This is a genomic window from Streptomyces sp. NPDC090445, from assembly GCF_044769385.1.
In the GTDB taxonomy this organism is placed as follows: domain Bacteria; phylum Actinomycetota; class Actinomycetes; order Streptomycetales; family Streptomycetaceae; genus Streptomyces.
Genome location: NZ_JBIVXV010000007.1, coordinates 1 through 20,342 on the forward strand (window position 1 = coordinate 1; position 20,342 = coordinate 20,342).

Genomic DNA, 20,342 nt, shown 5'->3' on the forward strand with positions numbered 1-20,342 from the left:
TCTGGCGTTGATTTTTGGCACGCTGTTGAGTTCTCAAGGAACGGACGCTTCCTTTGTACTCACCCTCTCGGGCTTTCCTCCGGGCTTTCGTTCTTCGTTTCCGACTCTATCAGATCCTTTCGGGCCTGACCCCCAGTCAGCGGGGTTTGCCTTCCGGGCTGTTGGGCCCTTCCGACTCCCAGAACTCTAGTGGATTTCCCGGCCGATTCATAATCGGCCTTCGAGAATTAATTCGGGCATGCCGAATGAGTTCCCGGTGGGAGTTCGTGCAGAGTTGGGCGCCGCGACGAGGCGGCTGGATGGCTGTCGCCACAACCTTTCGGCTCTGGGACAACCCGCAGAACTTTACGGATCGCGAGGGGCCGTGTCAACCCTTGCGTCGGCGGGTCCGTCAGCTGCGCGACTGGAGGTCCTCCACGCGGTCCAGCAGGCGCGTGAGCATGTCGCCCAGCCGGCCGCGCTCCTCCGTGGAGAGGTCCTGGAGCAGGTCCTCCTCGAACAGGGTGGCCGCGCGCATGGCGTCGAGCCACTTGCTGCGGCCCTCGTCCGTGAGCTCCACGATCACGCGGACCCGGTTGGACTCGTCGCGCTCGCGCGTGACCAGCCTCTCCGCCGTCATGCGGTCGATCCGGTGGGTCATCGCCGCCGGAGTCAGGCCGAGCTGCTTCGCGAGCTCGCTCGGGCCCATCCGGTACGGGGCTCCGGAGAGTACGAGGGCCTTGAGGACCTCCCACTCCGCGTTGCTGATGCCGAGGGCCGCGGCCTGGCGTCCGTACGCGACGTTCATGCGGCGGTTCAGCCGGCTGAGCGCCGAGACGACCTTCTCCACCTGGGGATCGAGGTCCTGGAACTCGCGCTGGTAGACGGCGATCTGCTCGTCGAGGCTCGGCTCGTGGACGGCCGCAGTGCCGTCGGGGGTGTCACCCATGGTCCGAAGTATCGCATGAGCTCGTTGGCGTCTAACTCCTTCGATGTGTACTCTTAAGCGTCGAACTTTAGGTGTGAAGTCTTCAGGCTTCAGCTATCAAGGCAGGTGAGAAGTGACCAAGGTGATGGGCGCCGCGATGCGGCGGATCCAGGCCGGCAACGCGCTGACCGCGTTCGGTATCGGCTTCACGGTTCCGTTCCTCTACATCTACGTGGCGCAGGTGCGAGGACTCGGCTCCATGGCGGCCACGAGTGCGTTCGTGGCCTTCGCCGTGAGCGCGCTGATCGCACTGCCCTTCACCGGTCGCGTCATCGACCGCCGCGGTCCCGTCCCCGTCGTCATCGGCGCGGCCGTCGCCGCGTCCGCCGGTGCGCTGGCGCTGGGGCTGTCCACCGGCATCGTGCCGATCCTGCTGTCCGCGCTGGCGCTCGGCGCCGGGCAGGCCGTCATGCAGCCCGCGCTCGCCACGATGATCGTGTGGTGCTCCACCCCGGCCACCCGGACCCGGGCCTTCGCCCTGCAGTTCTTCATGCAGAACCTGGGGCTGGGCATCGGCGGCCTCATCGGCGGCCAGATCGTCGACGAGAGCCGGCCCGCCAGCTTCACCCTGCTGTTCGGCATCGAGGCCGTGATGTTCCTGGTCCTCGCCGGCGTCATCCTCACCGTGCGGATGCCGCACGCGCCGAGCATCAAGGACGCCATGCCGAAGGACCCGGCGCAGACGGGCGGCGCCTGGAAGCGGCTCATGCAGCACAAGGTGATGGTCCAGCTGCTGGTGCTGGGCTTCGTGATCTTCTTCGCCTGCTACGGGCAGTTCGAGTCGGGCCTGGCCGCCTTCGGTACCGAGGCCGCCCGGATCTCCCCGTCCACGCTCGGCTTCGCCCTGGCCGCCAACACCGGCGCGATCGTCCTCGCGCAGTTCGCGGTGCTGCGGCTCGTCGAGAAGCGCCGGCGGTCGCGGGTGATCGCGCTGGTCGGCCTGATCTGGACGGTCGCCTGGGTGATCGCCGGGTTCTCGGGCCTGGGGCACGGCAGCTCTGTGATGGCCGCCGCCGCGTTCATCACCACGTACGGGCTCTTCGGGATCGGCGAGGCGATGCTGTCGCCGACCCTCGCCCCTCTGGTGGCCGACCTGGCGCCGGAGGGCTCGGTGGGCCAGTACAACTCGGCCTTCGCGCTGGTCAAGCAGCTCGCGCTGGCGCTGGGGCCGCTGGGCGTGCCGCTGGGTGCGGGGGTGCCGATGCTGTACATCGCGGTGTTCGTCGCGGCGTCGCTGGGCATCGCCTGGCTCGCGCTGCGGCTCGGCGCGCAGCTGAGCCCCGTGCAGGACCGGCCGTCGTCGGCGAAGACCGAGCCGGTTGCGGCCGGAGGCGCGAAGGCTGCCGGCGGTGCCGGAGCGGTGGCTCCGGTGGGTGCTGCCGTGGTCGCCGCGGAGCCTGTGGCCGCGTAGCGTCCATATATACGTATGAAGGTGCGAGGGAGGCTCGGTCCTGGGACCGGGCCTCCCTCGTCTTTTCCGGTTTTCCGGTTTCTCGGGCTTCTGGTTTTCCGGGTTTCCGGGTTTCCGGCTACTTGTCCGGCAGGGCGAACTCGCACCAGACGGCCTTGCCGCCGCCCGGGGTGCGCCGGCAGCCCCAGGACGAGGCGATGGTGGCGATGATCGAGATGCCGCGGCCGGTCTCGTCGCCCGGTTCGGCGCGGCGGCGGCGCGGCAGGTGGTCGTCGCCGTCGGTGACCTCGACGATCAGGCGGCGGTCGGTGCGGCGCAGCCGCAGGCGCATGGGCGGGGTGCCGTGCTGGAGGGAGTTCGCCACGAGCTCGCTCGCTGCGAGGACCCCCAGGTCGCACAGCTCGACCGGGAAGCGCCAGGAGGTGAGGACCCCCTGGGCGAAGGCGCGGGCGCGCGGGGCGGCCTCGACACCGCCGAGGAGGTCGAGGGCGGCGTTGTGGAAGAGCTCGGCGTCGGCTCCGGTGCGGTGCGGCTGCTGGAGGACCATGACGGCGACGTCGTCGTCGTGGTCGGCGTCCACGCCGAGCGCGCGCATCAGGCGGTCGCAGATGACGGACGGGGTGCCCTGGGCTCCGGCGAGGGCGCGCTCCAGGGCCGCGACCCCCTCGTCGATGTCCTCGCCGCGGCGTTCGACGAGGCCGTCGGTGTAGAGGACGGCGGTGGAGCCCGGGCCCAGCGGGATCGTGCCCGAGGTGTGCAGCCAGCCGCCGGTGCCGAGCGGCGGGCCGGTGGGGTCGGCCGCCCGGTGGACGACGCCGTCCGCGTCGCGCACCAGGATGGGGAGGTGGCCCGCGGAGGCGTAGGCGAGCAGGCCCTCGTTGGGGTCGTGGACGGCGTAGACGCAGGTGGCGATCTGGCTGGCGTCGATCTCGGCGGCGAGGCCGTCGAGGAGCTGGAGCACCTCGTGCGGGGGCAGGTCGAGGCGGGCGTACGCGCGGACCGCGGTGCGCAGCTGGCCCATGACGGCGGCGGCGCGGACCCCGCGGCCCATGACGTCGCCGATGACGAGGGCGGTGCGGCCGGCGCCGAGGGTGATGACGTCGTACCAGTCGCCGCCGACGGCGGCCTCGGTGCCGCCCGGGTGGTAGGTGGCGGCGATGCGGAGGTCGTCGGGCTGCTCCAGCTCCTGCGGGAGGAGGGAGCGCTGGAGGGTGACGGCGGCCTCGCGCTGGCGGCGCTCGCTGGCGCGCAGGCGCTCGGCGGCTTCGGCGTGGTCGGTGACGTCGGCGAGGTGGATGAGGACGCCGGTGTGGTGGGGGTGCGGGTCGGCCTCGGTGTCGGGGGCGGCCTTGGGGAACTCGACCGGGGTGCAGGTGACCGTGTAGCAGTTGCCGCCGCCGGGGGCGGTGCGGTTCTTGGCGGTACGGGGCCTGCCGCTGCGCTGGACCTGGTCGAGGAGCGGGAGCAGGCCCAGCTCGCCGAGTTCGGGGAGGGCTTCGTGGGCGGGGGCGCCGGCGGGGCGGGGGCCGAAGCCCGCGGTGTAGGCGTCGTTGACGTAGGCGACGCGGTGCTCGGGGCCGTGGACGAGGGCGACGAGGGCCGGGAGCCGGCCGAGGACCTCGCGTACGGAGAGCTCGTCGAGGGAGGGCACGGCGGGGACGGGGCCGCTGCCGGCGCCCTGGCCGGTGTCGGCGGCGGCGCCCGGGCCGGTGCCTTTGCCGCCCGGGCCCGGGCCGGTGCCCGTGCCGGAGGCGGTGGGGTCGGCCGGGCCGCCGTCGGGGGCGGCCGCGGGGCGGCCTGCTGCGCCGCGGGCAGCCGGGACGGCGCCCTCGCCGCGCTTGGCCTGTGCGGCGGCATGTTCGGACCGGGCGGCGGCGCGGCGCTGCGTTCCGGGAAACCGGGCGCTCCAGCGCGTGAAGTTCACTGCGTTCAAGCCTCGTGGTGTCGCAAGTGGTCGCGGTCGCTGTCGTCGCTGTATCGCTGGGTGGGTCGTCGGTATGGATCGCTGGACGGTGTCACTCTGCGCAGGTGCGAGCACACCTATGGTCACACGTCCAGTGTGGCCGACGGCACTGACAGCGTCAGCCCTGGCTTTCCTGCGGGGGTTCGGGGGCGGGCTTCGAGGGTGGTGGCGCGTGGTGCCGGTGGCCGCCTCCGGCGGCGAGTTCGAATTCTGCCCTGGGGTGTTCGAGGGAGCCGAGGGAGACGATCTCGCGTTTGAAGAGGCCGGCGAGGGTCCATTCCGCGAGGACGCGCATCTTGCGGTTGAACGTGGGGACCCGGCTGAGGTGGTATGCGCGGTGCATCAACCAGGCGGGATAGCCCTTGAGCTTGCGGCCGTAGACGTGGGCGACGCCCTGGTGGAGGCCGAGGGCGGCGACGGAGCCGACGTACTGGTGCGCGTACTCGGTGAGGACCTCGCCGCGGAGGGAGGCGATGAGGTTGTCGGCGAGGACCTTGGCCTGGCGGACGGCGTGCTGCGCGTTGGGGGCGCACTCGCGGCCCGGGTCGGCGGCGGTGATGTCGGGGACGGCGGCGGCGTCGCCGGCGGCCCAGGCGTGTTCGACGCCCTTGACGGTGAGGAAGGTGGTGCAGACGAGGCGGCCGCGTTCGTTGCGGGGGAGGTCGGAGGCGGCGAGGACCGGGTGCGGTTTGACGCCGGCGGTCCAGACGACGGTGCGGGTGGGGAAGCGGGCGCCGTCGCTGAGGACGGCGACGCGGTTCTCGCAGGATTCGAGGCGGGTCTCCAGGCGGACGTCGATGCCGCGGCCGCGCAGTTCGCGGACGGTGTAGACGCCCATCTCGGGGCCGACCTCGGGGAGGATGCGGTCGCTGGCCTCGACCAGGACCCACTTCATGTCCTCGGCCTTGACGTTGTGGTAGTAGCGGGCGGCGTAGCGGGCCATGTCCTGGAGCTCGCCGAGGGCCTCGACGCCCGCGAACCCGCCGCCGACGAAGACGAAGGTGAGGGCGGCGTCGCGGATGGCGGGGTCGCGGGTGGAGGACGCGATGTCCATCTGCTCGATGACATGGTTGCGCAGCCCGATGGCCTCCTCGAGGGTCTTGAAGCCGATGCCGTAGTCGGCGAGGCCGGGAACGGGGAGGGTGCGGGAGACCGAGCCGGGGGCGACGACGATCTCGTCGTACGCGATCTCCTGGGGGCCGGTGCCCTCGTCGGCGGTGGCGAGGGTGGTGACGGTGGCGGTGCGCTGGGCGTGGTCGATGCGCCGGGCCTCGCCGATGACGATGCGGCAGCTGTCGAGGAGGCGGCGCAGCGGGACCACGACGTGGCGGGGGGAGATGGAGCCGGCGGCGGCCTCGGGGAGGAACGGCTGGTACGTCATGTAGGGGTCGGGGGTGACCACCGTGACCTCGGCTTCGCCCGCTCTGAGCCGCTTCTGGAGCCGGAGGGCCGTGTACATGCCGACGTAGCCGCCGCCGATGACGAGGATGCGCCGGGGGCCGGACGCGGCGGGGGGCGTGGCGTCCGGGTCGGGGCGGGGGGTGGCGTCCGGGGTGGAACCGGGCGCGGCGGAGTCGGCGGCGGACGCGGCGGAGCCGGCGCCCGACGCGGCGGAGCTGCCGGAAGGGGCGGGCGTGGCGGAGCCGGCGGGCGTGTTACCGGGGGCCGTGCCTCGGGAGTTGGCTGCCTTCACCATCCCATGACGCAACGTGGCCGGGAGTTTGTCCACAGGCCTGACACATTGTGTGACCGGAGGGGGCGGTGGGACAGGGCACTCGGACGGCTCGGGAGGGGGTGGAGTTCCGCAGGTCAGAGGGTGCGGAGAGGGTGGTTCCGGAGGCCCGGATCGGAAAAGTGGGGGCGAATGCTCCGATCGGGCGGCGGTCCGTCGGGGGCTGCCTCTTCTGAATTGACTCTGGCTCAACTATGTTCGTATCTCGTCGAGGAGTGAGACCGAGGCCACTGACCGTGGCCAACCTCGACACACGGCGGGGATGTCTCCGGGGGGAGACAAGCGATTACCGGGGGATACATATGAACATGTCCGATTTCCATGGTTCTGCGACCGCGCTCTCGACCGAGAGCGGCGGTCGGGTGATGGCCGGCGGCGCGAGCACCACCGCGACCGGGGTGGGCCGCACCACGCCGCTGCGCGTCGACGCCCAGCGCAACCTCGAGCACGTGCTGCGTGCTGCCCGCGAGGTCTTCGGCGAACTGGGCTACGGGGCCCCGATGGAAGATGTGGCGCGGCGCGCGCGTGTCGGTGTCGGCACGGTGTACCGGCGCTTTCCCAGCAAGGACGTCCTGGTCCGCCGAATAGCCGAGGAAGAGACCGCCCGGCTGACCGAGCAGGCCAAGACCGCGCTGGGGCAGGAGGAGGAGCCGTGGCAGGCGCTGTCGCGCTTCCTGCGCACCTCCGTCGCTTCGGGCGCCGGGCGGCTGCTGCCGCCGCAGGTGCTGCGGGTCCGCTCCGCCGACGACGCCGAGGAGGCTCCGGAGGTACGGGTCCCCCACCAGCGTCAGGCCGGTGAGGGCGGCGGGGCTCCCGAGCTGCGGGTCGTGGGCGGGCGGACTGCCTCGGAGGACGAGCCGTCGGCGGACGCGGGCGCGGGCGCGCTGCTCGAAGTGGTCGGCCGACTGGTCGACCGTGCCCGGGAGGCCGGTGAGCTGCGGGCCGACGTCACGGTGGCCGATGTGCTGCTGGTCATCGCCACGGCCGCGCCGGCCCTGCCCGACCCGGCGCACCAGGCGGCGGCTTCGGCCCGCCTCCTGGACATCCTGCTCGAGGGGCTGCGCTCACGCACGGCCTGATCCGCAATCAGGCACCGGCAGGAGCGCGCCCGGTCCCGGGGCCGGATGGCCCGGGGGCCGGGCGCGGCTCGTTGGCCGGGCGGACCTCGTCGGCCGGGCGGCCTGTTCGGTTGGGCGGGCCTCGCTGGCCGGGCAGGCCTGTTCGGTTGGGCGGCCTGTTCGGTTGGGCGGGCCTCGTCGGCCCGGTGGGTCGGCGGGGGCGGGCTCACCCGTGCGGGTGAGGGGCGCGAGCGGCGCTCGGCCGGAGGCTGCCCGGACGGGTGGAAGGCGTGGAGCGCGGTTCGGCGCGCGCCCCCCGTGTGACACGCTTGAACGGTGTACCGGTTGAGTCTGGCGTGCGGGAGCTTCCGCGATGAGCGTTGACGGTCGGGAAGAACCGATCGGTGGTGCCGGCGGCGAGGTCGAGGCGGCGAGCCGGCCCGTACGGCAGGTCCCGGCCCAGCGCGAGCCACGCGGCAGGCACGCCCGCCCGGGCTCTGCAGGGAGCGAGCTGCCGCCGTCCGACGGCGATCTGATCGCCCTGATGCGCGCCGGGGACGACAGGGCGTACGCGGAGCTGTTCCGTCGGCACGCCGATTCCGTACGGCGCTACGCGCGCACCTGCTGCCGGGACGGGCACACGGCCGACGACCTGACCGCCGAGGTGTTCGCGCGGACGCTGCAGGCGGTGCGCGGCGGGGCCGGGCCGGACCAGGCGGTGCGGGCCTATCTGCTGACCACGGTGCGGCGGGTCGCCGCGGCATGGTCGAAGACGGCCAAGCGGGAGCATCTCGTCGAGGACTTCGCCCTGTTCGCGGAGCAGGCTGCCGCGGGCACCGAGTCCGGCAGCGGGCTGTCCGGCCTGGCCGGGGACGACGCGCTCGAACCGGGCGCGGACGTCCGGGCGATGCACCGGGCGGAGCAGTCGCTGGCCGTGCAGGCCTTCCGGAGCCTGCCCGAACGGTGGCAGGCCGTGCTGTGGCACACCACGGTCGAGGACTCCCCGCCGAGCGCGATCGCCCCGCTGTTCGGGCTGAGCGCCAACGCGACCGCGGTGCTGGCCGGCCGGGCCCGGGAGGGCCTCAAGCAGGCGTACCTGCAGGCGCATGTGAGTTCGGCGCTCAGTGCGGGCGGGGACTGCGCGCGGTACGCGGACCGGCTGGGCGCCTATGCCCGTGGCGGGCTGCGGATGCGGGCGGAGCGGGGGCTGCGCAAGCACTTGGAGGAGTGCGTCAAGTGCCGGCTGGCCGCCGGGGAGCTGAAGGACGTCAACGCGGGCATTCCCGCGCTGCTGCCGGTCGCGGTCATCGGGTGGTTCGCCGCCGGGTACGCGGCCAAGGCGGCCGGTGTGGTGGCCGGCGGTGCCGTCGCCGCGGGCGGTGCGGGAGTTGCGGCCGCTGCCGCGGGTGGTGCCGGCTCTGCGGGGGCCGCGGGCGGGTCTGCCGGTGGTGGGGCCGCTGCCGGTGGGGCTTCCGCCGGTGGGGCTGCGGGGGCCGGGGGTGCGGGGTCCGGGGGCGGGGTCGGCGGGGCGGTGGTGTCCGAGGGGCTCGGGGTGCCGGCCAAGGCCGCGCTCGCCGCCGGGCTCGCGGTCGCCGCGGCCGCCGGGGTGGTGTTCGCGCTGGCCGGGGACGAGCCCGAGCCGGTGCCCCAGGCGAGGCCCGCGCCCGGTGTGACGGCGCCGGCCGTCCCGGCGCCGCGGCCGTCGAGCCCTGCCCCGGCCCCGGCCGTGTCCGGGCCGCCGGCCGCGGAGGAGCCCGTACCCGTACCGCCCGCGTCGAAGCCCGCGGTGCCGCCCGCTCCCGCTCCGTCCACGTCGGCATCGGCGTCGGCATCGGCGTCGGTGCCGCAGGCCGCGCCGACGCCCTCGGCCGGTGCCGCGAAGCCGGCGCCGTCGGCGCCGTCGGCGCCGGCCCCCGCGACGCCCAGCCCGGCGCCGCCGAAGCCCTCGCCCACACCGGGCCCGCCGCAGCCGCCGCAGGGGTACCGGCTGGCCGGGCTCGCCCACTCCGTGCTCGGCAACCACAGCGGCCCCGAACTGCAGACCTGGCACAGCAGCTGGGTGTGGCAGCGCTGGGGGCTGGAGATCGCCGACCGGCGCTACGCGCACGGGATCACCGTGCGCGCCCCTTCCTCGGTGGAGATCGCCCTCAACCGGCAGTGCGGCTCGTTCTCGGCGCGGGCCGGGGTGGACGGCCTGTCGCTGCTGTCCGACGGCAAGGTCCGGTTCTCGGTGTACGCGGACGGGCAGCGGCTGTGGCGGTCCGGCCCGCTCGGCCACGACGACCCGGCGGCGGCCGTGAGCGTCCCCCTGACCGGGCGCAAGACGGTGCGGCTGGTGGTCGAGCAGGTGGGGCAGGGCCGGATGCCGGCGCTGGCGAGCTGGGGCGACGCGGTGATCAGCTGCCGCTGAAGGCGGGCCGCGGGCAGCGGGCAGCGAGCAGCGGGGGTCAGGAGAGGGCCGGGCGGGGGGTGGGGACGCCGTTGGGGACGGCTCGGCGGCGCGGGGTGGTGGTGCCCGTCCAGCAGGTGCCGCGGCGGTTGAGCAGGCGGCCGAGCCAGAGCTCCATGGAGACGAGTTCGGCGAGGCCGTCCAGCGGGACGGGGCGGCCCTCGGCCGCGTCCAGCAGGGCCTGTTGGACGACGCGGGCCTCGATCAGGCCGGCGTCGGCGAGGAGCGGGGTGGCGAACAGGGCGAGCAGGGAGTCCAGGGCGGCACGCAGGCCCAGGCGGGTGGCGGTCTCGTTCGGGGTGTGGGCGGTGGCGCCCCATCCCGGGGGGAGTTCGCGGACGCCGGCCGAGGACAGCACGCTGCGCAGGATCGCGGCGCGCGCCCCCGGCTGGACGCGCAGGGACTCGGGGAGGGCGCGGGCGGCCCGTACGACCTGGTTGTCGAGGAAGGGGGCGTGCAGGCGCTGGCTGCGGACCTCGGCGGCCTGTTCGAAGACGCGGTGGTCGGCGGCGTGGCGGGCCAGGGCGGACCGGGCGCGGGCCTCGCCGGGCCGCAGCGAGACGGGGGGCCGGCCTGCGGCGGCCGCGAGGCGGATCGATACTTCCGCGAGCGCCTCGCCGGTCAGCCAGCCCGCGGCCGGGCCCGGCCGGGACCAGGTGAGGGCGGCGAGCGAGGCGTCGACCGGCCCGGACGAGGGCCCGTCGCACACGTCGCCGTCGCGCAGCCGGGCCGCGGCGGCCTCCATGCCGGTGCGGTACGGCGTACGGGCGAGGCGGCGGGCCGCCGAGTAGACGGAGAAGGGGACGAGGAGGGAGGCGGGCGTGTCCGCCGGGGCCGAGCGGGCGAGGGCGGCCATGGGGCGCAGCAGGTGGCGGCGCCTGCGGTCCATGAGGAGGTCGGCGAGGCGGGCCGGGTGGGCGTCGAGGACCTGGCGGGCGCCGTGTCCGACGAAGTGGTCGGCGGAGCCGGCGGCGAGCCGGCGCCGCTCGCGGGCGGCGAAGACCAGCGAGGGGCCGGGTTCGTCGGTGAGGGGTCCGTCGAGGTCGGCGTACGGGAGGGCTTCCTCGGCCGCGGCGACGACGACGTGGTGCAGCCGGGGGTTGGCGGCGATGGCGTGGGCGCGTTCGAGTTCGGCCTCGCGGCCCCGGGGGGTGGCGAGGTCGTTGAAGGTGACGGCCAGCAGCCGTTCCCCGGTGCGTCTGGCGATGGTGCCCGGCTGGCCGGGCAGGCCGGCGGCGAGCAGCGCGAGGGTTGCGGAGGCGCTGCCCCCGGAGAGGTCGGCGCCGACGCCCGGTACGGGTGCCCCGCGGGCCGCGCGCCGGTCGGCGGGGCCCATTCCGGGCACCGGCCCGGGGTCGTGCGGCAGGGTGTCGGGAGCATGCCTGGGTGCCGTGAGCCGGGCGCGCACCGCGTCCACCAATGCTTCGCGTACGCCCTCCACCGCCCGGTCGGGGTCGGCGGTCGGCGCGGCCACGGCGAGGGAGGCCACGGGCTCGTACCCGGTGATCTCCCGCGAGCCCTCGCGCAGGATGAGGGCGTGCCCGGGCGGGATGCGCCGCACGCCGACGTACGGTGTGCCGTCGCCCAGTGCCTCGGGGCTGTCGGGGCAGGCGAGGAGGGCGGCGAGGTGGCCGATGTCGAGCTGTGCCTCGATGAGGTCGGCGAGGGGGAGCGCGGCGGTGGCGTACGCGGTCCCGCCGGCCCACGGCGTGTGGAAGACGGGGCGGGCGCCGGCGAGGTCGCCGACGACGGTGATGCGGCGGCCGGTCTGGACGACGACGGTGTGGCTGCCGGACCACTGGGTGAGGTGGCGCAGGGCCCCGCCGCGGGCGGCGACGAGGGCGCGGCGCAGCTCGGCGTCGGTGGCGCCGCAGCAGCCGAAGACGGCGATCCGGGTGAAGGGGTCGACGGGGTCGGCGGTGAGGGTGCGGATCTCGTCGGGGCGCCAGTCGCCGACGGCCCACAGCGGGTCGGGGTCGCCCCACAGGAGTTGGGCGCCGACCGGGACGACGGTACGTTCGGCTTCGTGGCCTGCGGGGTCGTCCGGGTGGGAGGCGTCGGCGATGCCGCCGGTGATCAGGCCGCCCGTGTCGAAGCCGGGGGGTGGGCCGTAGGCGGCCTGGGTGCCGTACGGGCCGCGGCCGCTCCGGCCGGCGTGGCCGGTGACGCGGCCGGCCGTGCCGAAGCTCGCGGCGATACTGCTCCACCCCACCAACCAGCGCACCGCCGCCTCCCCAGCCTGTGGGCAATTGACCGGGGCGTGCACGGGCCGGGCAGCACGAAGCGCGCGGCCGGCCTGGACCCCGGGTGGCTCGGGTCCATGCTGCCACGAGACAGGCGTGCGGGAGTGACCGAGGAGGGCGCACGTACGAACGAACACGCCCTGGACACTCGGTATTTGGCGTTCCGTTCCTCCCGCCCCATAGGTCGGTTTCGGCCATTCTTCGGCGGTGCGCTGCGATACGGGACGCGGCGCGCGGGCGCGGTCCGGGAGGCGGGATCCACCCCCCGGACCGTTCCGCCACCCGCGGGGATTGAGGCAGCGGCATCCCCCGGCCCACCGGATCCACGCAGCGGGCCGACCCACGCACCGCACATCGAATCGCCGGGGCCCGGTACCGGCCAGAGCGCACGAGCGGGCGCACGGCCACACGGACGGAGCACGACAGGGGGCGCGCCGAGGGGCGCGCGCCCTCGGCGGGGGCCCGGGCCCGACTGTGCGAGCGGACAACAATCCCGCCATACGGAAGTCGGGGCCTTAACGCTTGGGAGGCGGGGAACTACGCTGGGTTTACGAAATGCCGGGCGCCTATGCCCCGGCGGCGCACGAGTGCCGGCGACTGCCCGTGCGTGCGCATGAGTTGTGTGCGTTCCGCGTGTGACGAGGGGTGGCGCATGTCCAGGGAGCTCCGCGAACCCAACGAGAAGCTCGGCGCCGTCCTCGCACTGGCGGGCATCAGCAACGCCGGACTGGCGCGGCGCGTCAACGACCTCGGCGCACAGCGCGGCCTGACACTTCGCTACGACAAGACCTCCGTGGCGCGGTGGGTGTCCAAGGGGATGGTGCCGCAGGGCGCCGCCCCCCACCTGATCGCCGCCGCCATCGGCGCCAAGCTCGGGCGGCCGGTGCCGCTGCACGAGATCGGGCTGGCGGACGCGGACCCCGCGCCCGAGGTCGGCCTCTCCTTCCCGCGGGACGTGGGCGACGCGGTGCGCTCCGCGACCGACCTCTACCGGCTCGACCTCGCCGGGCGGCGGGGCGGCGGCGGCATCTGGCAGTCGCTGGCCGGCTCGTTCTCCGTGTCGGCGTACGCGACGCCCGCCTCGCGCTGGCTGATATCTCCGGCCGACAGCTCCGTGGCGCGCGAACCGGCTGCCGTCTCCGGTCCGGGTGCCGTCTCCGGCCCGCGTGCCGTCTCCGGTCCGGGCGTCGCCGCCTCGGGTGCCGCCGTCTCCGGCCCGCGTGCCGTCTCCGGTCCGGGCGTCGCCGCTTCCGGTCCGGCTCGGGCTGCCGTCTCCTCGGCCTCGCCGTACCCCCCCTCCGGTTCCGGTTCCGCCGGTGCCCCCGCGTCCGTTTCCGCTTCCGCCGCCCCGTCCGGGCCCTCCTCGCCCCCCGCGTCGGCGGTTGTGCCCGCCCCGCCCTCGGGTGAAACGCCGCACGCCCCGCCCTTGGTCCCGACGGTCCTCGGACTGTCGGACTCCTCGCCGCAGCGCGTCGGCCACAGCGACGTCAGCAAGCTGCGCGAGGCCGCCGAGGACGCGCGCCGCTGGGACTCCAAGTACGGCGGCGGGGACTGGCGTTCTTCGATGGTGCCCGAGTGCCTGCGCGTCGACGCGGCACCGCTGCTCCTCGGCTCGTACAGCGACGAGGTGGGCCGCGCCCTGTTCGGCGCGACCGCCGAACTGACCCGGCTGGCCGGGTGGATGGCCTTCGACACCGGCCAGCAGGAGGCCGCCCAGCGCTACTACATCCAGGCGCTGCGCCTGGCCCGGGCGGCCGCGGACGTACCGCTCGGCGGGTACGTCCTGGCCTCGATGTCGCTGCAGGCGACGTACCGGGACTTCCCCGACGAGGGCGTCGACCTCGCGCAGGCGGCCGTCGAACGCAACCGCGGCCTCGCCACGGCCCGCACCATGAGCTTCTTCCGGCTGATCGAGGCCCGGGCGCACGCGAAGGCGGGCGACTCGGCGGCCGCGGAAGCCGCGCTGCGGGCGTCGGAGGGCTGGCTGGAGCGGGCCCGGGACGCCGACCCCGACCCGACATGGCTGGGCTTCTACTCGTACGACCGTTTCGCGGCGGACGCGGCGGAATGCTACCGGGACCTCAAACTGCCCCGGCAGGTACGGCGGTTCACCGAACAGGCGCTGTCCCGCCCCACCGAGGAGTACGTGCGCTCGCACGGGCTGCGGCTGGTGGTCAGCGCGGTCGCCGAGCTGGAGTCGGGCAACCTCGACGCGGCGTGCGCGGCCGGCGCCCGCGCGGTGGAGGTCGCGGGCCGCATCTCCTCGGCGCGGACGACCGAATACGTACGGGACCTGCTGCACCGCCTGGAACCCTACGGGGACGAGCCGCGCGTCGCGGAGCTGCGCGAACGGGCCCGGCCGCTGCTGGTGGCCCCCGCGTAGCACTGCTGTCGGTGGCGGGGTGCAGTATGCAGGGGTGGGAGGTGGCAGCTTGGGCAGGCTCGACTGCGATGTGCTGGTCGTCGGTGGTGGCATCGTCGGACTGTCGACGGCGTACGCCCTGTCGCAGCTGGCGCCGGGGACCCGGGTGGTGGTGCTGGAGAAGGAGTCCGGCCCGGCCCGGCACCAGACCGGCCGCAACAGCGGGGTGATCCACAGCGGCATCTACTACCGGCCCGGATCGCTGAAGGCGCGCTTCGCGGTGCGCGGCGCCGCCGAGATGGTGAAGTTCTGCGCGGAGCACGGCATCGACCACGAGGTCACCGGCAAGCTCATCGTCGCCACCGGGCGGGAGGAGCTGCCGCGGCTGCACGCGCTCGTGCAGCGGGGCCGGGAGAACGGGATTCCGGTGCGCGAACTGGGCCCGGCGCAGATCACCGAATACGAGCCGGAGGTGCGCGGGCTGGCCGCGATCCACGTCGGCACGACCGGGATCGCCGACTACGGGCAGGTGGCCCGGCAGCTGGCCGAATCCTCCGGAGCGGAGATCGTCTACGGCGGGGCCGTGGACCTCGTCTCGCGGCGCGCGTCCGCGGTGGCGGTGCGGACGTCCACGGGCGTGGTCGTGCGGGCGAAGGCGCTGGTGAACTGCGCGGGCCTGCAGTGCGACCGGGTCGCGCGGCTCGCCGGGGACGACCCGGGGATGCGGATCATTCCGTTCCGGGGGGAGTACTACGACCTGCGGCGTCCGGAGCTGGTACGCGGGCTGGTGTACCCGGTGCCCGACCCGGCGTTCCCCTTCCTCGGAGTGCACCTGACGCGCGGCATCGGCGGCGGAGTGCACGTCGGACCGAACGCCGTGCCCGCCCTCGCCCGCGAGGGGTACGGGTGGGGCGTGGTCCGGCCGCGGGACATCGCCGACGGGCTGGCCTGGCCCGGAGCCTGGCGGATGGCCCGGCGGCACTGGCGGTACGGGGCCGGCGAGATCCATCGCTCCCTGTCGAAGGCCGCCTTCACCGAAGCGGTGCAGCGGCTGCTGCCGGCCGTCACGGCCGCGGATCTGCGGCCCGCGGAGGCGGGGGTGCGGGCGCAGGCCGTGCTGCGGGACGGGACGCTCGTCGACGACTTCCTGATCCGGGAGGCGGATCGGACCGTGCACGTGCTGAATGCGCCGTCGCCGGCGGCCACCGCTTCGCTGCCGATCGGGCGGGAGATCGGGCGGAGGGCTCTTGCCGCCCTGCGGGGCGCCTGAGCTTCGGCCGCAGCCGGGGGCGCCGCCTGACTTGTGCGGGCTGCCGCCCGGGGGCATCCCGCCCGGGCGGGGCGGGATTCTGCCGCCGGGCGGGGGTGGGGTGCCGCTGCGCGGAGCTGCTCCCCGCCCTTTCTCCGTGTCCCGGGGCTCCGCCCCGGACCCGGTCCGGGCGCTGCGCGCCCGGTGCGCTCAAACGCCGCGCGGGCTGGATTCGCCCCACCGCCCGAGCGCCCGAACACCGCGCGGGCTGGATTCACTCCGCCGCCCGGTGCGCTGAAGCGCCGCGCGGGCTGGATTCGTCCCGCCGGCGCCCGGGGGCTGTGGCATCGTGCGGGCCGGGATTCGGTGGGGGTGGGGTCGGCGGGTGGGGGTCGTAGAATGCGGGGATTGTGTCTGAGTCCCTTACGCCCCAGCCCAGTCTTCCGGAAGCCGCGCCGGAGGCGTCCTCCTACGTGCCGCCCAAGTGGCGCACCGAGCCGCGGTTCCCGGACGGGCCCGCGCCCGACCCGGCGGGCTCGCACCACGAGCGGCGGATCCGCAGCTTCCAGCCGCGCCGCAGCCGGGTCACGGTCGGGCAGGGCGCTGCCCTGCAGCGGCTCTGGGGCACCTGGGGCCTGGACATCGACGGCCGGCATGCCATCGATCTCGATCGGCTCTTCGGCGGGCTGCCCGTCGTTCTGGAGATCGGCTTCGGGATGGGTGAGGCGACCGCCCAGATGGCTGCCGCCGACCCGGACACCGGCATCCTCGCCGTGGACGTGCACACCCCCGGCCAGGGGAACCTGCTCGCCCTCGCCGAGCGCAACGGGCTGACGAACGTCCGCGTCGCGAACGGCGACGCGATCATCCTGCTCCGCGAGATGCTGCCGCCCGCCTGCCTGCAGGGGATCCGCGTCTACTTCCCGGACCCGTGGCCCAAGGCCCGCCACCACAAGCGCCGCCTGATCCAGCCCGAGTTCCTCGACCTGGCCGCGACGCGGATGGCACCCGGCGCCGTGCTGCACTGCGCGACCGACTGGGAGAACTACGCCGAGCAGATGCTCGAAGTGCTCACCGCGCACCCGGAGTTCGAGAACACCCGGCCTGACGGCGGCTACGCGCCCCGGCCGGACTTCCGGCCGCTCACCCGCTTCGAGGGCCAAGGCCTCGACAAGGGGCACGTCGTACACGACCTGCTCTTCCGGCGCGTGGAGAACGGCTGACCCGTCCGACCTTTCCGAAGGTCACTCCCCGTGTCGGAGCGGGTCGTTAGAGTCATCATGTGATCCGAGTCCGTGTCCGTGCGTGCGTGTTCGCCGTGCTGGGCGCATCGGGGCTGACGATCCTCGAACTCGTTCGGGAGCAGACCGGAACCCCCGGGTTCCTCGTCGGCCTCGGCCTGGCCGTGCTGCCGGTGCCGCTGCTCATGGCGGCCTTCCGGTGGCTGGGCCGGGCCGCGCCCCGGCCCTGGGTGCAGCTGCTGTTCTGCTGCGGCTGGGGTGCCTGTGCCGCGGCCCTGATCGCCATACTGGCCAACGACTTCGCCACGGAGTGGATCTCCGCGGCGACCGCGGATCCCGACGACGCCGACCGCCTCGGCTCGGTGGTGATCGCGCCGGTGGTGGAGGAGAGCGCCAAGGCTGCGGCGCTGCTGCTGGTGTTCTCGTTCCGGAGGAGGCAGTTCACGGGCCCGGCGGACGGGTTCGTGGTCGCCGGGTTCACCGCGACCGGGTTCGCGTTCACCGAGAACGTCCTGTACCTCGGCAATGCGTTCACGGAGGACCTGCGGAGCGGGGTCGGGGCGCTCGACTCGATAACGGCGGCGACCTTCTTCGTGCGGATCGTGCTGTCGCCGTTCGCGCACCCGCTGTTCACGGTGCTGACCGGGCTGGGGTTCGGTGCCGCCGCCGCGGTCCCGTCCGGCCACCCGCGGGCGCGGCTGCTGCGGGCCGGGCTGCCCCTGCTCGGCCTGGCACTGGCCATGGGCGTGCACGCGCTGTGGAACTGCTCCTCGCGGCTCGGCGAGAACGGCTTCTACTGGGTGTACGGCTGCGTGATGGTCCCGGTGTTCGGGGGGCTGCTGGGCCTGGCGGTGTGGATAAGGCACCGGCGGCTGCGGGCGGTCGCCGGGGAGCTCGCGGTGTACGCGGCCGCGGGCTGGCTGGCCCCGGCCGAGGTGCCGGCGCTCGTCTCGATGCCGGCCCGTTCGCTGGCCCGGGCGCTGGCGCGGCGCAGCGGGGGCCGCGCCGCGGGGCGGGCGGTGGCCCGGTACGAGGCGGACGCGGCCGCGCTCGCCCTGCTGCGGCACGGGGCGCGGAGCGGCCCGGCCGGGGACCCGGAGTTCGCGGGCCGGGAGCGGGAGCTGCTGCACCAGCTGTGGCTGCGCCGGGCGACGGCGGGTCCGGCGCTGGCCCGGGCGGCGGTCCTGGAGGACCTGCTGCCGCGGCGGCCGGCGGTCGGCGGGCGCGGGTTCGTACCGGCGGCCCGCAGCGGCGCCCCCGGCGATCCGGTTACGGCGTCAGGCCCTTGGACCGGAGCCACGACAGCGGGTCCACCGTGGAGCCGCCCTTGCGCACTTCCAGGTGGAGATGGGGTCCGGTGACGTTGCCGGTGGCACCGACCCGGCCGATGGTGTCGCCGGCGCCGACCTGGCCGGAGGTGACGGACATCGAGGACAGGTGGCAGTACCAGACCTCCGTGCCGTCCGCGAGCTGCAGGACGATCCGGTAGCCGTACGCGCCCGACCAGCCGGCCGAGATGATCTTTCCGGCGCCGACTGCCTTGACGGGCGTACCGGTGGGGGCGGCGAAGTCGAGGCCGGTGTGGTAGCCGGAGGACCACATGGAGCCGGCAACGCCGTAGTGCGAGGTGATCGTGTAGGAGGAGGTCGGCAGGGAGTAGCTGCCGGTCACCGCCTTGGCGGCCTGCTCCTGCTCGGCCTTGGCCTCGGCGGCCTCCTTGGCGGCCTTCTCCGCGGCTTCCTTGGCCTGCTGCTCGGCGGCGAGGCGGGCTTCCTCGGCGGCCTTCTCTGCTTCTTCCCGCTTGGTCTTGGCCTCCGCGGCGGCCGCTTCGCGCGCCGCCTGCTCGGCCTGGACCCGGGTCTGGACGTCGACGGCCTCCTGCTGGGACTCGGCCTGCTGGAGGATCCGGGTGCGCAGGACCTCGCCGGCGTCGGCTTGGTCCTGCGACTGTGCGTCGGAGGCGGCCTTCGCCTTCGCGTGCCGGGCGTCCGCCTCGGCCCGGCGGGATTCCTTGTCGGAGTCGTCGTCGGAGAGGCCCGGCAGCGAGGGTATGGATATGGGGACCTGGGGGCGGTTCTGGGCCGTGGCGATGCCGCCGGCGCCGACCGCGGCGATGATGCCGACCCCGAGGACGGTGGAGCTGCGGGCAAGTCCCCCGCCGCCCTTGGAGGTCCGGTGCTTGCCGCGGATGGGGCGTACCGAGTCCTCGGTGGGGTTCCACTCGCCCCAGGCGCCGGCGGACGGCGGCTCCTGGATCTCGTCGCCTTCGCGGGCAGGCAAGTTGGAGGCCACCGGGGCACACTCCTCAGGGAAACGCACGCGCAGGGCACCGCCTCTTGCGACGGCTGGGACGACCGCGCTGCGTTATCGAACGGTAATAGACCGACGGGAATGATTCCAAGCCGTCGAGGATGATCGTTTCGGCCAACCGGCGCCACACTGGCCACATTTGACCCACATTAATCCCGCTTAAGTGGGTCAACTCTGGCAAATCAACACGCGATTGCGCATCTCTTCAGCCACATCGTTATCTTGATGTCCCGTCACAAGACTCGCGGAGAGCGCCATTTCACTCACACAGCGTGATGATTGCGGGGACGACAAAGGCCCGGTTCCAGAGGAACCGGGCCTTTGTACTGAGTAGCGGGGACAGGATTTGAACCTGCGACCTCTGGGTTATGAGCCCAGCGAGCTACCGAGCTGCTCCACCCCGCGTCGGTGAACACAACTCTACGCCATCCGGGCGAGGGCTCATGCCCATTTACGGCGCGAAACCCCGACCGGACGGCATATCCGCAGGTCAGCGCCGTGCAAGGTGGCCAAAGAGAGTGCGGTCACAGGCCCTTCCAGAAGGAAAAGTTCCGGGAACGCCAGCCGACGGGCACAGATCGCCCTGAGCGAGCCGACCACGCCCGGACGCCCCTTCCCTCCGAGCGCGCCCGGATCGCCGCGCAGGCGCCAAGCTCGCAGCGCTGAAGCCCTTCCGGGGAGGCACCGGGCCCGACGGCCCGTCGGCGCATCCGGGCGGCCCTGTGCGCAGCCCTGCGCGAGGCCGGTGCGGGACATCAGGCCAACGGCCGTCCCCGGCACAGCAAAGCGCCCCACCCGAAGCCATCGGATGGGGCGCTGAAGCGCAGGTAGGAGGATGGTTCCCCCGTCCCCGCTAGCCGTAGGCCATGTCGGACTCGAACCGACAACCAACGGATTAAAAGTCCGCTGCTCTGCCAATTGAGCTAATGGCCCTCACGTGCTCACCCCAGAGCATAGCCGGACAGCACCGGCCAACCGATCGAGTATCGACCGACCGGCCCCGTCATCCTCCCGGACCCGCGCCCCACCCGGCCGGAACCGGGCCGTCCGGACACGCGGAAGGGCCCGCCCGACACGAGGTTCGGGCGGGCCCTTCCGGACCGTCAGGTCACCGGAGGCGCAGGTCAGCCGTTGCGCTTCCAGCGGGGCTTGTCGTCGCGGCGGGCACCGAAGGAGCCGGACGGACGGTGGTCGTCACGACGGCCGTACGGGCGGTCGCCGGCGCCGGAGCGGAAACCACCGGAGGGGCGGTCGTCGCGGCGGAAGCCACCGCGGTTGTCGTCACGGCGGTCGTCACGGCGGAAGCCACCGCGGTTGTCGTCACGGCGGTCACCGCGGTCGTCACGGTTGAACGACG

At 74.1% G+C, this 20,342-nt stretch carries 12 protein-coding genes, 2 tRNA genes and 1 pseudogene; 7 read left to right on the forward strand and 8 right to left on the reverse strand.

What is annotated here, in order from left to right; genetic code table 11:
• Window positions 1-391 precede the first annotated feature (391 nt).
• Window positions 392-928 (reverse strand): MarR family winged helix-turn-helix transcriptional regulator, encoded by a 537-nt coding sequence (locus tag ACIQUT_RS16830; protein WP_403563682.1) that lies wholly within the window; start codon window positions 926-928, stop codon window positions 392-394.
• A gap of 124 nt (window positions 929-1,052) precedes the next feature.
• On the opposite strand from ACIQUT_RS16830, the gene ACIQUT_RS16835 reads away from it, so the two are divergent.
• Complete coding sequence (locus tag ACIQUT_RS16835; protein ID WP_403563967.1) at window positions 1,053-2,378, forward strand: MFS transporter; 1,326 nt, start codon at window positions 1,053-1,055, stop codon at window positions 2,376-2,378.
• A 118-nt stretch (window positions 2,379-2,496) separates the two neighbouring features.
• On the opposite strand, the gene ACIQUT_RS16840 is transcribed toward ACIQUT_RS16835, so the two are convergent.
• Together ACIQUT_RS16840 and ACIQUT_RS16845 are read right to left on the reverse strand one after the other, a co-directional pair.
• Entirely contained in the window at window positions 2,497-4,302 is a 1,806-nt protein-coding gene (locus ACIQUT_RS16840; RefSeq protein ID WP_403563968.1) for a SpoIIE family protein phosphatase, read from the reverse strand.
• Window positions 4,303-4,459: 157 nt separating this feature from the next.
• On the reverse strand, window positions 4,460-6,037 hold the full coding sequence (locus ACIQUT_RS16845; RefSeq protein ID WP_403563683.1) for an NAD(P)/FAD-dependent oxidoreductase: 1,578 nt from the start codon (window positions 6,035-6,037) through the stop codon (window positions 4,460-4,462).
• A 338-nt stretch (window positions 6,038-6,375) separates the two neighbouring features.
• On the opposite strand from ACIQUT_RS16845, the gene ACIQUT_RS16850 reads away from it, so the two are divergent.
• Both ACIQUT_RS16850 and ACIQUT_RS16855 read left to right on the forward strand, forming a co-directional pair.
• Window positions 6,376-7,152, forward strand: a complete 777-nt coding sequence (locus ACIQUT_RS16850) for a TetR/AcrR family transcriptional regulator (RefSeq protein WP_403563684.1) — start codon at window positions 6,376-6,378, stop codon at window positions 7,150-7,152.
• A 352-nt stretch (window positions 7,153-7,504) separates the two neighbouring features.
• Window positions 7,505-9,541, forward strand: coding sequence for a sigma-70 family RNA polymerase sigma factor (locus ACIQUT_RS16855; RefSeq protein WP_403563685.1), 2,037 nt, complete (start codon window positions 7,505-7,507; stop codon window positions 9,539-9,541).
• A 37-nt stretch (window positions 9,542-9,578) separates the two neighbouring features.
• Here the strand turns inward: ACIQUT_RS16855 and ACIQUT_RS16860 are convergent, their stop codons facing one another.
• Window positions 9,579-11,804 (reverse strand): asparagine synthase-related protein, encoded by a 2,226-nt coding sequence (locus tag ACIQUT_RS16860; RefSeq protein WP_403563686.1) that lies wholly within the window; start codon window positions 11,802-11,804, stop codon window positions 9,579-9,581.
• A gap of 671 nt (window positions 11,805-12,475) precedes the next feature.
• Here ACIQUT_RS16860 and ACIQUT_RS16865 point away from each other — a divergent pair.
• The 4 genes from ACIQUT_RS16865 to ACIQUT_RS16880 all read left to right on the forward strand — a co-directional run bounded on the left by ACIQUT_RS16865 (window position 12,476) and on the right by ACIQUT_RS16880 (window position 18,036).
• Window positions 12,476-14,206 carry a sporulation protein gene (locus ACIQUT_RS16865; RefSeq protein ID WP_403563687.1) on the forward strand — a complete coding sequence of 577 codons (1,731 nt, stop codon included), beginning with the start codon at window positions 12,476-12,478 and terminating at the stop codon, window positions 14,204-14,206.
• 19 nt (window positions 14,207-14,225) lie between these two features.
• Complete coding sequence (gene lhgO / locus ACIQUT_RS16870; protein WP_403563688.1) at window positions 14,226-15,455, forward strand: L-2-hydroxyglutarate oxidase; 1,230 nt, start codon at window positions 14,226-14,228, stop codon at window positions 15,453-15,455.
• 389 nt (window positions 15,456-15,844) lie between these two features.
• Window positions 15,845-16,657: a tRNA (guanosine(46)-N7)-methyltransferase TrmB gene (gene trmB, locus ACIQUT_RS16875; protein ID WP_403563689.1), complete on the forward strand. Its 813-nt coding sequence runs from the start codon at window positions 15,845-15,847 to the stop codon at window positions 16,655-16,657.
• A 59-nt stretch (window positions 16,658-16,716) separates the two neighbouring features.
• Window positions 16,717-18,036 carry a PrsW family intramembrane metalloprotease gene (locus tag ACIQUT_RS16880; protein ID WP_403563690.1) on the forward strand — a complete coding sequence of 440 codons (1,320 nt, stop codon included), beginning with the start codon at window positions 16,717-16,719 and terminating at the stop codon, window positions 18,034-18,036.
• Here the strand turns inward: ACIQUT_RS16880 and ACIQUT_RS16885 are convergent.
• The 4 genes and pseudogenes from ACIQUT_RS16885 to ACIQUT_RS16900 all read right to left on the reverse strand — a co-directional run.
• On the reverse strand, window positions 17,945-18,967 hold the full coding sequence (locus ACIQUT_RS16885) for a M23 family metallopeptidase (protein WP_403563691.1): 1,023 nt from the start codon (window positions 18,965-18,967) through the stop codon (window positions 17,945-17,947). The two genes, ACIQUT_RS16880 and ACIQUT_RS16885, sit on opposite strands and share 92 nt — an antisense overlap.
• A gap of 349 nt (window positions 18,968-19,316) precedes the next feature.
• A tRNA-Met gene (locus tag ACIQUT_RS16890) sits at window positions 19,317-19,390 on the reverse strand.
• A 455-nt stretch (window positions 19,391-19,845) separates the two neighbouring features.
• Window positions 19,846-19,918, reverse strand: a tRNA-Lys gene (locus tag ACIQUT_RS16895).
• 191 nt (window positions 19,919-20,109) lie between these two features.
• A pseudogene (locus ACIQUT_RS16900) lies at window positions 20,110-20,342 on the reverse strand (RNA helicase); the annotation flags it as partial.